This window comes from Fusobacterium sp. IOR10 (genome assembly GCF_010367435.1).
In the GTDB taxonomy this organism is placed as follows: Bacteria; Fusobacteriota; Fusobacteriia; order Fusobacteriales; family Fusobacteriaceae; genus Fusobacterium_B.
In genome coordinates, this window is record NZ_WJWY01000034.1 from 1 (window position 1) to 14,088 (window position 14,088).

Sequence of the window (14,088 nt, forward strand, 5' to 3'; positions counted from 1 at the left end):
TTGATTATTATAATAATCAGAGAATTAAAATAAAATTAAAAGGATTAACTCCTGCAGAATACAGGAATCAATCCTTAAATTAAATATTAAATTTCATGTCCAAGAAAATGGGTTCACTACATTTACATCTTTTTTTTATTTATTTCTTGACATTAGGGACAAAATTTATTATAATCACATAATAAATTAAAAGAGGAGAGAATTATATAATGATACTACTTAATAGAATAATAATAAATATAATAAACATAATAAGCATAATACTAATCAATATTATAAATAAAATTCTAAGTAGTTCTAAAAAATATATTCAATGTTTTATATATAACATTATCCTTGAGATAGTATAGTAATATTAATTACTAAATGTATAATTAAAGAAAATTATTTTAAAGGCGATCTTAGAAAACTAAGATTGCCTTTTTGTATAATAAAAATTATTTTAACTTTATAATTATCTATAAATAAAGAAATTATAAAGTTAAAACTAAACTGTTATAGAACACTTGAATTTGACAAAAAACAAAAAAAGTATTATAAAATAGTTATAAAGAGAAATTAAAATTATTTTGTATTGTACAAGAAAAAAGTGTTCAAATAAAGACAAAAGTAAGAATATAAAAATATATAAGGAGGAGTTGTAATGCACGATTTAAAAGGTAAGGGAATGGGAACAATAGCAATTCACGCAGGTCAAGAAAAAAATCCATTTGGATCTTTAGCAGCACCTATTTTTCAAACATCAACATTTGTATTTGATTCTACTGAACAAGGAGCAGCAAGATTTTCAGGAAAAGAAGAAGGATACATTTATAGTAGATTAGGAAATCCAACAGTTGCTTTAGCAGAAAGAAAAGTTGCTGCCTTAGAACATGGAGAAGCAGCAGCAGGAACATCTTCAGGAATGGGAGCAATTTCTTCAACTTTATGGACATTGCTTAAAGCAGGAGATCATTTAATAGCAGATACAACTTTGTACGGTTGTACATTTGCATTGTTAAATCATGGTTTAACTAGATTTGGAATTGAAGTTACATTTTTAAATACTGGAGATTTAGCAGCTGTAAAAGCAGCAATGAAAGAAAATACAAGAGTTGTTTATTTAGAAACTCCAGCAAATCCAAACTTAAAAATTGCAGATATAGAAGCTTTATCTAAAATAGCTCACGAAAATCCATATACAAGTGTGGTAGTTGATAATACTTTTGCTTCTCCATATAATCAAAATCCATTAACTTTAGGTGCAGACATAGTAGTTCATTCTGCAACAAAATATATTAATGGACATGGGGATGTAGTAGCAGGATTTGCAGTAGGTCCAAAAAATATTATTGATCAAATAAAATTAGTGGGAATAAAAGATATGACAGGTTCTGTATTAGGACCAGCAGAAGCTAATTTAATAGTAAGAGGATTAAAAACATTTGAACTAAGAATGCAAAGACACTGTGCTAGTGCAATGACAGTAGCAAAATGGTTAGAAGCAAATCCAAAAATATCAAAAGTTTACTATCCTGGATTAGAGTCTCACGAAGGACATGAGATAGCTAAAAAACAAATGAAAGAATTTGGTGGTATGGTATCATTTGAATTAACTGGTGGATTTGAAGCAGGAAAAGCTTTATTAAATAATGTAGAAATGTTTGGATTAGCAGTTTCTTTAGGAGATACAGAAACTTTAATTCAACATCCAGCATCTATGACACATTCAACTTATACTAAAGAAGAATTAGCTGAAGCAGGTATACCAGAAGGATTAGTAAGATTATCTGTGGGATTAGAAAATGTAGAAGATATTATAGCTGATTTAGAACAAGCTTTAGGAAAAGTAAAATAAAACTACCTACAAAAAATGAATTTATACAAAGGGGGCATTTATAAATGCCCCCTTTTCATTTTATATTATTTTTTAATAGCTCACAATTATTTTCAATAATAGGATGGGTTAACATTGGTAGCATTTTTTCCAATAAAATACCCTCACGATTAGGATACTTAAATTTACAACTGCTTCTAATACATTGATTAATAAAATTAGTGGCCTTTTCTATTGCTATAGGCAAAGGATCATTTTGTAATAAACTTCCAATTAAAACACTTGTAAAACTATCTCCTGTACCAGGATAAGAAGTGGGAATCAGTTTACACTTAGTTTTCCAAAAAACGTTATTTTTTTTATCAAAAGCAATTACATTAGAAAACTTATCTGAAGAATTTTTTTCTTCAGGAACACTGGTAACAATAATAATATTAGGTCCTATTTTGGATAATTCAAATATCCATTGTTTTATTTCATCTTCAGAAATTGTAGACTTATATTTTTTATTTAGCAAAAGACAAAGTTCTGTAAAATTAGGAGTGATAATATCTGCTTTTTCTATTAAATTTTTCATTTTTGAAACAATATCATTTTCCATAGTATCATAAAGACTACCATCATCTCCCATAACAGGATCAATAACTACTAAATTTTCATCATTTCCAAAAAAATCTATAAAGTCAGAAACTATATCTATTTGTTTAGATGAACCTAAAAATCCAGAATAAATACAATCAAAATTTAAACCTAAAGCTTTCCAGTGATTAATAAAATCTGTCATGTTATCTGTAAAATCAACGAAACTAAAATTTTTAAAGCCTCCTGTATGAGTTGATAGGATTGCAGTTGGCAATGGGCAAACTTGGATACCCATATTTGATATTATAGGGATAATAGCAGTTAATGAAGATCTTCCAAATCCGGATAAATCATTTATAGCTGCAACTTTTTTTATAATGTTTTTCATTGAAGACTCCTTTTATTGTAATTGTAATTTTATATATTGAATACTGTAAATTATATAAATATTTTTATTAGACTATCGTTTTAGAGTGAATATTCTTAGGAGGTGAGCATCTTAGAAGAATATTTTTAATTATATTAATACCATTTTCTATTTCAAATAAATCAGCTGAAACAAAGGTTAAACGAATTTTGTATGTACTCAACTGATCATTATAAAAAACACTTCCTGGAAGAATGGAAAGATTAGATTCCTTACATTTTTCATAAAATAGCTCTCCTTTAATGTGTTTAGAAAGCAGAATCCATATAAAAAATCCTCCCTCAGGTACATTTAAAACAGTAATATAAGGAACACTAGATAAGAGTTTTAACATATATAGATACTTTTCTTTAAACTCATTTCTAAGAAAAATTAAATGATCTTCTAAATATCCATCCTTTATAAAAAGTTCTAATATTTTTTGATTAAGACCAGAAGTGTTTGTGTCCAATCCATATTTTATAAAAATAGCTTTCTCTACGAGTTTTTTAGGGGGAATTAATAAAGCTAATCCAAGCCCAGGCATGATACTTTTAGAATATGTTTTTACATATATAACTCTTTCGTGGTCAGTTCTATCGAAACTTTTTAGTGGAAATGGTTTGTTTCCTGTATAGTAAAATTCAGAAAAGCTATCATCTTCTATTATGTAAAAATTATATTTTTCAGCTAATTTTAGTAATTCATTTTTCTTAGAATCACTCCATTTAACTCCTGTTGGATTTTGAAAATTAAAAACTTCATAAACTAATTTAATTTTTTCTTGTTTTAAAATTTCTTCAAATTCTTTCAAATCCCAACCATCATTTTTTAAATTAATTGATTTAATTTTACATGAATTAGAAAAAATGTTCAATGCATTTGGATATGTTGGGGCAGATAAAGCAACAGTTAAGTTTGAGGAATTTTTAAATAATTTTAAAATGATATCTAAAGATTGTTGAGTTCCAGAAGTTACAATAATTTCCTCAGGATTTACAAAAATATCATCTTTTTCAAGTTCATCAGATAAAACTTTTCTTAAACTCAATACCCCTTGAAAATCTTGATAGGAAAAAATTTCTCCGTGATAACTGTTGATAATTTTATTTGATAATTCTTGGTAAATAGCAGCTGGAAAATATTCAGATGGAGGAGTTCCATTTGAAAAATTAATTACCTTATTTTTAATAATTTGACCAAATTTAAAATTATCAATTAAAGGTTTTAGCTTTTTATCTAAAGAAAAGTCTGAAATGTTTTTAACATAACATCCTTTTCCGTGTATTTTTTCAATTAATCCGTTTTGTTCTAATAGGTTATAAGCTTGTAGAACAGTATTAATATTTATTTTTAAATCTAAAGCTGTTTTTCTTATGGAAGGCATTTTAGATCCAGATTTTAAACCCTCTGATAAAATTGCATTAGAAAAAATTTTATAAAGTTGAATATAGTATTTTTCATGGGATTTTTTATTAAATTGAAATTTTAAATTATTCATAATTCCTCCAGAAATAATTAAACACACACTAACAATTATACCATATAAAAAAAGCTTACACTAATTAGTGCAAGCTTTTTATTTAGATGATAATTATCTATACATTATTTCATTTCTTTTAGGACCATTTGAAACAATTGTAATATTAAATCCTAATTCTTTTTCTATAAATTCAACATAATTTTTAGCATTTGCAGGTAAATCGTTATAATCAGTTATTCCTCTTATGTCAGTTTTCCATCCAGGTAAAACTGTGTAAACAGGTTTTGCTTTTTCTAGTAGAGATGTTACAGGAAATTCCTTAGTAACTTTTCCATCTATTTCATAACCAACACATACAGGAATTTCATCAAGATAGCTAAGAACATCAATAGCAGTAAATGCTACATCAGTTGTACCTTGTAAAATGCAACCATAACGAGTAGCAACGCAATCAAACCATCCCATTCTTCTAGGTCTTCCAGTTGTTGCTCCAAATTCTCCAGCGTCTCCACCACGAACACGTAGCTCTTGAGCTTCATCTCCAAAAATTTCACTAACAAATGCTCCTTCTCCCACTGCAGAAGAATAAGCTTTAGCAACAGTGTAAACTTTTTTAATAGAATGAGGAGGAAGTCCAGCTCCAATTGCTCCAAATCCTGCTAAAGTTGAAGAAGAAGTTGTCATTGGGAAAATTCCATGATCTGGATCTTTTAAAGCTCCCAATTGTCCTTCAAGTAAAATTTCTTTTCCATCAGCTAAAGCTTTATGTAAATATTCAGTAGTATTTACAATATAAGGAGCAACTAAATCCCTATATTTAAGAACTTCATTGAATATTTCATCAGCATTAAGAAGAGGTTTTTTGTATAAGTGTTCTATTAATACGTTTTTAATTTCACAAGCATTATTTATTCTATCTCTTAAAATTTCTTCATCAAATAATTGAGAAATTTGAATACCTATTTTAGCATATTTGTCTGAATAAAAAGGAGCAATTCCAGATTTAGTTGATCCAAATTGTTTATCTGCAAGACGAGATTCTTCATAAGAATCTAGTAAAATATGATAAGGCATAAGAAGTTCAACCCTATCAGAAATTAAAATTTTTGGAGTTGGAACACCATTTTCTTTTAAATAATTCATTTCTTTTACAAAATAAGGAACGTTAAAGGCAACTCCAGGGCCAATAATATTCACTGTGTTTTCATTAAAAACTCCACTAGGCATTTGATGAAGAGCGAACTTACCATAGTCATTTATAATTGTATGACCAGCATTACTTCCCCCTTGAAAACGAATAACAATATCTGCAGTAGTAGCAAGAATATCAGTTATTTTTCCCTTTCCTTCGTCTCCCCAACATGCACCTACAATAGCTTTTACCATAATTAAATCCTCCTAAAATATTTGTTTTTTATGATAATATACAAACGTTACATTTATATATAATTATTAAATTAAACTCTAACTTCGTTAGCATTATTATCTATTAAGTCAATATTTTCTTCAAGAATAGGTTTAATTACTTCATTGATAAATTCTTCTGTTTGTTCAGGAGATCTTCCAACAAAATTTTTAGCGTCCATAATAGAATATAATTTTTCAAGTGTTAATCCAAAGGATTCATCTTTAGCAATTCTTTCTAAAAGATCATTTTCTTTACCTTCAATTTTTACAACACGTCCAGCTGCCATAGAATGAATTCTTATTTTTTCATGTAATTCTTGTCTATCTCCACCAGCTTTTACAGCGTCCATCATTATATTTTCTGTTGCCATAAATGGTAGTTCATCATTTAAATGTTTTTCTATAACTTTTGGATAAACAACAAGTCCATCAACAACATTTCTGTATAAAGTTAAAATAGCATCAGTGCATAAAAAAGCTTCAGGCACACTGATTCTTTTATTAGCAGAGTCATCAAGAGTTCTTTCAAACCATTGAGTAGAAGCAGTAATAGCAGGATTAAGAGAATCTGCAATAACATAACGAGCAAGGGAACCTATACGTTCACTTCTCATTGGATTTCTCTTGTAAGCCATAGCAGAAGATCCTATTTGAGATTTTTCGAATGGTTCTTCAATTTCTTTCAAATGTTGAAGTAATCTTATATCATTACTAAATTTAAAAGAAGATTGGGCTATGCTGCTAAGAATATTAAGAATTTGACTATCTAATTTTCTAGGATATGTTTGTCCAGAAACTGCAAAGTAAGAATCAAATCCCATTTTTTTAGCTATCATAGGATCAATTTTTTTTACTTTTTCATGATCTCCATCAAATAGTTCTAAAAAACTAGCTTGAGTTCCAGTAGTACCCTTAGATCCAAGTAACTTAGCCTTAGATAATTGATAATCTAGATCTTCTAAATCCATAACTAAATCTTGTAACCAAAGAGTAGCTCTTTTACCAACAGTAGTTGTTTGAGCAGGTTGGAAATGAGTAAATCCCAAAGTAGGAAGATCCTTATATTCCATGCAAAATTTAGAAAGTTCCTTTATAACATTAACAAGTTGTTTCTTAATAAGTTTCATACCCTCTGTCATAATTATTATATCAGTATTATCACCAACATAGCAACTTGTAGCTCCAAGATGAATTATAGGCATAGCAGATTTTGCTTGAGTTCCAAAGGCAAAAACATGACTCATAACGTCATGTCTAACTATTTTTTCCCTAGCCTCAGCCACTTCATAGTTTATATCATCTTTATATTTTTTCATTTCATTTATTTGTTCATCTGTAATGTTTAGTCCTAACTCTTTTTCAGTTTCAGCTAGAGCAATCCACAGTTTACGCCAAGTTTTAAATTTATTATCTTGAGAAAAAATATAACTCATTTCTTTACTAGCATAACGTGAATTTAGCGGACTTATGTATTTCGACCTCATTATTTTCTTCCTCCTTGTGTGAATAATCTGGAATTTCTGCTGGATAGTTTCCTGAGAAACAAGCATCGCAGTAATTACATTTTGAACCTGTAATAATATCTAATTTATCAAGGGATAAATATCCAAGACTGTCAAGATCAGATACTTTAGTAATTTCTTCCACTGAATATTTACAAGCAATTAAATCCTTTTTAGAAGGTATATCTGTTCCATAATAACATGGCCACATAAATGGAGGAGAACTAACTCTCATATGTATTTCTTTAGCTCCAGCTTCTTTAAGTAATTTAACTAGTTGCTTAATAGTGGTACCTCTTACAATGGAGTCATCTACCATTATTACTTTTTTCCCCTTAACGCTTTCTTTTAAAACATTTAATTTAACTTTAACTCCATTTTCTCTTTTTTCTTGTGTTGGACTAATAAAAGTTCTACCAACATATTTATTTTTAACAAGTCCAATTCCATAAGGAATTTTACTTTCTTCAGAATATCCAATTGCAGCAGCAATACCACTGTCAGGAACTCCAATAACAATATCCCCTTGAACAGGATGTTCTTTAGCTAATTGTCTACCTATATTTTTTCTAGCTTCATATACACTAATTCCATCTATATATGTATCTGGTCTAGCAAAATAAATATACTCAAAGATACAAATTGAAGGTTTAAATTTTTTACAGTGAGTTTTAATAGATGTAACTCCGTTATCATCAATAATAACAATTTCTCCTGGTTCTATATCTCTCACAAATTTAGCTCCAACAGCATCTAGAGAACAAGTTTCTGAAGAAAGAACGTAGGAATTTTTTGTTTTCCCAAGAACTAGAGGTCTAAATCCATGAGGATCTCTACAACCAATTAATTTTTTAGGGCTCATTACAACTAAAGAATAAGATCCTTTAACAATCTTCATCATTTCACTAACTGCATTTTCAATAGAAGGATTAATAACTCTTTGTCTAGCTATTATATTAGCAATAACTTCTGAATCAATGGATGTTTGAAATATAAATCCTTCACTTTCAAATTTAGCTCTAAGTTCATAGGCATTAGTTAGATTTCCATTATGACTTATTCCTAAAGCTCCCTTTAAATATTTAGAAACAAGAGGTTGGGCATTTTGACGAATACTTCCACCAGCAGTGGAATATCTAACATGTCCAATTGCAATTTTACCAGTTAATTTATCTAGTATTTCATCATTAAAAACTTCAGGAACTAGTCCCATATCTTTGTATTGCTTAACAACTGTGTCATCTATTACAGCAATACCACAGCTTTCTTGTCCTCTATGTTGAAGAGAAAAAAGACCATAATAGGCGATTCTTCCTGAATCTGTAGAATCATTATTAAAAATACCAAAAACTCCACATTCTTCTTTTAATCTGTCATCATGCATATATTTTAGCCTCCTAAAGTTATACTATTTAGAAATTCTTTTGAAAATTTCTTCGTAAGCTTCAACAACATTTCCTAAATCTCTACGGAAACGATCCTTATCTAATTTTTCATTAGTTTTAGAGTCCCAAAGTCTACAAGTATCTGGAGACATTTCATCAGCTAAAATAATTTTATCTTCAAAACGACCAAATTCTATTTTAAAATCTATAAGATTAATATTTCTTTTACTGTAAAAAACTTTCATTAATTCGTTTATTTTCAAAGCTTCTTCAGATATGAAATCAAGATCTTCTTTTTTAGCAATTCCAATAGCAAGTATTTGCATATTGTTAATCATTGGATCTCCAAGCTCATCATTTTTATATGAAAATTCAACAATTGGGTTAAGTAAAGGTGTTCCTTCTTTAACTCCAAATTTCTTAGAAAAGCTTCCAGCAGCAACATTTCTTACGATAACTTCAAGTGGAATAATTTCAACTTTTTTAACTAAAGTTTCTCTATCGCTAAGTTCCTTAATAAGGTGATTTTCAACACCATTATCAGCAAGATATTTAAATATAATATTTGTCATTTTGTTATTAACAATACCTTTATTTAAAATACTTCCCTTTTTTAAACCATTGAAAGCAGTAGCATCGTCTTTATAGTCAACGATGAATTGGTTTTCAATATCAGTCTTAAATACTTTTTTAGCTTTCCCTTCATACACCATGTCAAGTTTTTGCATTTTATATCCTCCTAAACAAATTGAATACAAATTATAAAAATATTACACTAACAAATTCTTAAAAAAAAGTTTTTACGCTGTATTTTACACTAAAAAAGCATAAAACACAATACAAAATTGGGAAATAAAAAAAACTCTTTAATAAATTAAAGAGTTTTATTTTTATTTTTCAGAAATTGAAACAATACCAGGTAATTCTTTTCCTTCTAAATATTCTAAAGAGGCTCCTCCACCAGTTGATATATGCGTAAACTTACTAGCATAACCAAGTTGAATAGCAGCAGCAGCAGAATCTCCCCCACCAATTATAGTCGTGGAATTTTTTAAATTAGCAATGGCTTCACAAACACCAATGGTACCTTTAGCATAATTAGGCATTTCAAAAACTCCCATAGGTCCATTCCATACAACTGTTTTGGCATTTGATATTTCTTCAGAAAATAATTTTATAGTAGCAGCCCCAATATCTAATCCCATTTGATCTTCAGGGATATTATTAACAGATACAGTTTTGTGGGGAGCATCATTATTAAATTCTTTAGAAACTACAGTATCTATAGGAAGGACTAATTTACCATTAGCTTTATCTAATAAAGATTTTGCAAGATCAAGTTTATCTTCTTCAACCATAGATTTTCCAGTATTTTTTCCAAGAGCTCTTAAGAAAGTGAACATCATAGCTCCTCCAACAAGAATCTTGTCAGCTTTATCTAATAAGTTTTCAATAACACCAATTTTGTCAGAAACTTTAGATCCACCTAATATAGCAATTAAAGGTTTAGTTGGATTATCAACAGCTCCACCTATAAATTTAATTTCTTTTTCCATAAGAAAACCTGCAGCAGTTTTACCTTCACCAATATTAGCTGCAATACCAATATTAGAGGCATGAGATCTATGTGCTGTTCCAAAAGCATCATTTACAAATAAATCTCCCAATGAAGCCCAGTATTTACCAAGTTCAGGATCATTTGAAGACTCTTTTTTTCCATCTAAATCTTCAAATCTAGTATTTTCAAACATCATAATTTCCCCAGGTTTCAGTGCATCAACAGCAGCTTCTAATTCAGGGCCCTTAGTTGTAGGAATAAATTTAACTTCTTTTTCTAAAAGTTCAGCAAGTCTGTTAGCAGCTGGTCTAATAGATTTACTTATTAAATCTTCCTTTGTTTTAACTTTTCCTAAATGAGAAAAAGCAATAACTTTTCCACCATTCTCAAGAATATATTTTATTGTAGGAAGAGCAGCAACAATTCTATTATCATTTGTTATTTTTCCATCTTTCATTGGAACATTAAAATCAAGTCTAACAAGTACTTTTTTATTTTTTAAATCTAAATCAGTAACTATTTTCTTTGCCATTTAAACCTCCATATGTGTTAAGTTAAATAGCGGAACCCATTAAGGTCCCGCTATTCTTTTATAAATAAATTATTATTATTTAGATAATTCTACAATTTTTTTAAGAGTTCTAACTAATTGAGAAGTATAAGACATTTCATTATCATACCAAGCAACAGTTTTAACTAATTGTTTTCCACCAACAGTTATAACTTTTGTTTGAGTTGCATCAAATAATGAACCAAAGTGCATTCCAATAATATCAACTGATACAATAAGATCTTCATTATATCCGAAAGATTCATTTGCAGCAGCTTTCATTGCAGCATTAACCTCTTCAACAGTAACATTTTTTTCAAGAACAGTAGTAAGTTCAGTTAAAGATCCAGTTATTACAGGAACTCTTTGAGCAGATCCATCTAGTTTACCAGCTAATTCAGGTATAACTAAAGATATAGCTTTAGCAGCTCCAGTAGATGCAGGAATAATACTTGCAGCAGCAGCTCTAGCTCTTCTTAAATCTCCTTTTTTATGTGGACCATCTAATGTATTTTGATCATTAGTATAAGCATGTATAGTTGTCATTAATCCTTCAACTATTCCAAAACTATCATTTAAAACTTTAGCCATAGGTGCTAAACAGTTTGTAGTACAAGATGCTCCAGAAACAATATCTTCTTTACCAGTTAATACATTGTCATTTACATTATAAACAATTGTTGGTAAATCATTTCCAGCAGGTGCAGAAATTACAACTTTTTTAGCCCCAGCTTTAATATGAGCTTCAGATTTAGATTTACTAGCAAAGAATCCAGTACATTCTAAAACAACATCTATTCCTAAATCTTTCCATGGTAAATCTTCAGGATTAGCTTGAGCAAAAACTTTAATTTCATTATTATTTACAAGAAAAGCATCTTCTTTAACTTCTATTGTTCCGTCAAATCTTCCTTGTGATGAATCATATTTAAATAAGTGTGCTAACATTTTAGCATCTGTTAAATCATTGATTGCTACAACTTCAAATTCAGGGTTTTTAGTCATTAATCTTAGAGCTAATCTACCTATTCTTCCAAATCCATTAATTGCTACTTTAACTGCCATTTTAAATCCTCCTTAAAATATATTAATTATATTATGTTAAATTTCAAATTTGATTATATTGATATTATAGCATTTCTAGTTTTTTTGTCAATTTTCATACAGATTAAAATTAATCATTTTTTTGGTTATTAATTGATATTTAGAAATTTTTTCATATCTTCAGGTAGAGGAGCTGAGAATATTTGTTTTTCCTTTGAATCTAAGTTTGTAATAATTAATTGAAAAGCATGTAGAAACTGACGTTCCACAGGCTGATCTTCAGAGCCATACAAAGAGTCACCAATTATTGGAAATCCCTCAAGGGATAAGTGTACTCTTATTTGATGAGTTCTACCAGTAAAAAGTTGAATTTTAAGTAAAGAAATATTTTTTTCTTCAAATCTTTTAATAACATTTATTTTAGTTTTAGCACTTTGTCCTCCATTTTCAATGGAAAGTTCTTCTCTTCTAAGGCTATCTCCAACCCTTCCAATTGGTCTTTCAATTAAAAATTCATCCTCAGGAACAATTCCATCAACAATTGCTAAATAGTATTTTTCAATATTAATTTTATCTTTGTTTTGAAGAAGAGCTTGAGAAAAAGCATTTTTAGTTACAACAATAATTCCAGTAGTATCCATATCCAGTCTATTAAAAAATCTTGGAACAGAGGATAGTCCATGAGATTCAATAAAATAGTGAACAACTCCATTAGCTAAAGTTTTATCTACTTTCTTTTTAGTAGGGTGAACTATTAGATGAGGAGGTTTATTTAAAATTAATAAGTCATTGTCTTCATAAATAATATCTAAGTCCATTTTCATAGGTACAATATTTGTTCCTTTTTTTAGTTCAGAAACAATTAATGTATCTTTAAATTTAATTTTTTTTTTAAGTTTGACCTTTTTTCCATTTAAATAAATATCTGAATTTCTCAAATTTCTAGTTGAATATCCAATGACATCCTTTAAGAAAAATCCAACATTTACATCATTATATTCTTTGTCGATAATATATTTTTTCATAAACATTCCTTTTTATTGTTTTTTTTGTTATATTATAACATTAATTTATAAAAAATGTTTAAAAATAAACAACTAAAAGATAGAACTAAAAGGATATGAAATAAATTAAATAAAAGCATAAGAATCTATTTGATTAAAAATTAAGCTTTATTTTTTTAAATAGATATGTTAATCTATTTAATATAAGTACAAGTTATAAGATAGATTAAAATATTTTTAAGGAGGATTTTAAATGGGAAAAAGAATTATTAACACACCAAAAGCTCCAGCAGCTTTAGGACCTTATTCACAAGCAATAGAGGCAAATGGTACTCTTTATATTTCAGGGCAAATTCCATTTGTTCCAGAAACAATGACATTAGTATCTGATGATGTAAAGGATCAAACAAGACAATCTTTAGAAAATTTAAAAGCAATATTAGATGAAGCAGGATATTCATTTAAAGATGTTGTAAAAGCTTCTTGTTTCATTAGTGATATGAATGATTTTGGGGCTATTAATGAAGTTTATGCTGAATACTTAGGGGATGTAAAACCTGCAAGAGCATGTGTTCAAGTTGCAAGATTACCAAAAGATGTAAAAGTTGAAATTGAATTAATAGCAGTTAAATAAATAAATAAATAAATAAAAAGAACCAGAAAAGAAATAGATCTGGTTCTTTTTTTATTTGTTTTTTAAATGTAAAGTTTCAATATAATTACAAATATCTTCAGCACATTTTTTTGAATAGGTAACAGCTTTATTTTTTTTATAAACTCCAAAACCTCTAGTTATACATAAAGTCCTAATAGTATAAGTTAAATTTTCTTTTGTGGAAATATCAATATATACTGATGTGACAAACCCTTTAATAATTCCAAAGGAATTAATTTTTTTATTAATAATATCATCAATATTTAATTTAAAAAAGCTGAATTCTTTATCCAAAACAATAATAAAAAGAATTTTTTTAATATTGTCAATTCCAACAGTGATATAATTACAATCCCATCTTTTAGAGATAATATATCCTTTCTGTTCTAATTCTTTAATTTTTTGATTTCTTTTATTTAGCTTTCTAACTTTAGTGTTTAAATTAGAAAGAAACATTGTCAATAAAACAAAGATTCCAAAAAAAGAAAAAACTATAATATAATCGTTCATAAATCCTCCTCTGTGTGCATATTAACATGTATATACACAAAAATAAAAGGTCCAAAGACCTTTTATTTTGGGTCTATAATATTTGGTGTTGGTATTTGTAAAAATACTAATGCCTTTATTTTTTGCAAAAAAAAATTGAGACAAATAAAAAAATCCGTTACAATTAAGTTGCGACACCAAAAGAAA

At 28.2% G+C, this 14,088-nt stretch carries 13 protein-coding genes; 3 read left to right on the forward strand and 10 right to left on the reverse strand.

Features of this window, described 5'->3' with window-relative positions:
* On the forward strand, nucleotides 1-83 hold an 83-nt coding region (locus GIL12_RS08680; protein WP_163470104.1), incomplete at its 5' end, for an IS3 family transposase.
* Nucleotides 84-643: 560 nt separating this feature from the next.
* Nucleotides 644-1,837, forward strand: a complete 1,194-nt coding sequence (megL, locus tag GIL12_RS08685) for a methionine gamma-lyase (RefSeq protein ID WP_163470092.1) — start codon at nucleotides 644-646, stop codon at nucleotides 1,835-1,837.
* 55 nt (nucleotides 1,838-1,892) lie between these two features.
* On the opposite strand, the gene GIL12_RS08690 is transcribed toward megL, so the two are convergent.
* The 9 genes from GIL12_RS08690 to GIL12_RS08730 all read right to left on the reverse strand — a co-directional run bounded on the left by GIL12_RS08690 (nucleotide 1,893) and on the right by GIL12_RS08730 (nucleotide 12,758).
* A complete protein-coding gene (locus GIL12_RS08690; protein ID WP_163470093.1) occupies nucleotides 1,893-2,786 on the reverse strand; it encodes a pyridoxamine kinase in 894 nt (297 codons plus the stop codon).
* Between the two features lie 67 nt (nucleotides 2,787-2,853).
* On the reverse strand, nucleotides 2,854-4,305 hold the full coding sequence (locus GIL12_RS08695; RefSeq protein ID WP_163470094.1) for a PLP-dependent aminotransferase family protein: 1,452 nt from the start codon (nucleotides 4,303-4,305) through the stop codon (nucleotides 2,854-2,856).
* A 93-nt stretch (nucleotides 4,306-4,398) separates the two neighbouring features.
* A complete protein-coding gene (locus tag GIL12_RS08700) occupies nucleotides 4,399-5,673 on the reverse strand; it encodes an adenylosuccinate synthase (RefSeq protein WP_163470095.1) in 1,275 nt (424 codons plus the stop codon).
* A gap of 71 nt (nucleotides 5,674-5,744) precedes the next feature.
* Complete coding sequence (gene purB, locus GIL12_RS08705) at nucleotides 5,745-7,178, reverse strand: adenylosuccinate lyase (protein WP_163470096.1); 1,434 nt, start codon at nucleotides 7,176-7,178, stop codon at nucleotides 5,745-5,747.
* Nucleotides 7,135-8,580: an amidophosphoribosyltransferase gene (gene purF / locus GIL12_RS08710; protein WP_163470097.1), complete on the reverse strand. Its 1,446-nt coding sequence runs from the start codon at nucleotides 8,578-8,580 to the stop codon at nucleotides 7,135-7,137. Before purF ends, purB begins: the two co-directional genes overlap by 44 nt.
* A 24-nt stretch (nucleotides 8,581-8,604) precedes the next feature.
* Complete coding sequence (purC, locus tag GIL12_RS08715; protein ID WP_163470098.1) at nucleotides 8,605-9,309, reverse strand: phosphoribosylaminoimidazolesuccinocarboxamide synthase; 705 nt, start codon at nucleotides 9,307-9,309, stop codon at nucleotides 8,605-8,607.
* 162 nt (nucleotides 9,310-9,471) lie between these two features.
* Nucleotides 9,472-10,671, reverse strand: a complete 1,200-nt coding sequence (pgk, locus tag GIL12_RS08720; protein WP_163470099.1) for a phosphoglycerate kinase — start codon at nucleotides 10,669-10,671, stop codon at nucleotides 9,472-9,474.
* Between the two features lie 75 nt (nucleotides 10,672-10,746).
* Nucleotides 10,747-11,754, reverse strand: a complete 1,008-nt coding sequence (gene gap / locus GIL12_RS08725) for a type I glyceraldehyde-3-phosphate dehydrogenase (protein WP_163470100.1) — start codon at nucleotides 11,752-11,754, stop codon at nucleotides 10,747-10,749.
* 128 nt (nucleotides 11,755-11,882) lie between these two features.
* Nucleotides 11,883-12,758, reverse strand: a complete 876-nt coding sequence (locus GIL12_RS08730) for an RluA family pseudouridine synthase (protein ID WP_163470101.1) — start codon at nucleotides 12,756-12,758, stop codon at nucleotides 11,883-11,885.
* A 232-nt stretch (nucleotides 12,759-12,990) separates the two neighbouring features.
* Between GIL12_RS08730 and GIL12_RS08735 the strand changes: the two genes are divergently transcribed.
* On the forward strand, nucleotides 12,991-13,371 hold the full coding sequence (locus GIL12_RS08735; RefSeq protein ID WP_163470102.1) for a RidA family protein: 381 nt from the start codon (nucleotides 12,991-12,993) through the stop codon (nucleotides 13,369-13,371).
* 51 nt (nucleotides 13,372-13,422) lie between these two features.
* On the opposite strand, the gene GIL12_RS08740 is transcribed toward GIL12_RS08735, so the two are convergent.
* Complete coding sequence (locus GIL12_RS08740; protein ID WP_163470103.1) at nucleotides 13,423-13,902, reverse strand: hypothetical protein; 480 nt, start codon at nucleotides 13,900-13,902, stop codon at nucleotides 13,423-13,425.
* Nucleotides 13,903-14,088 lie beyond the last annotated feature (186 nt).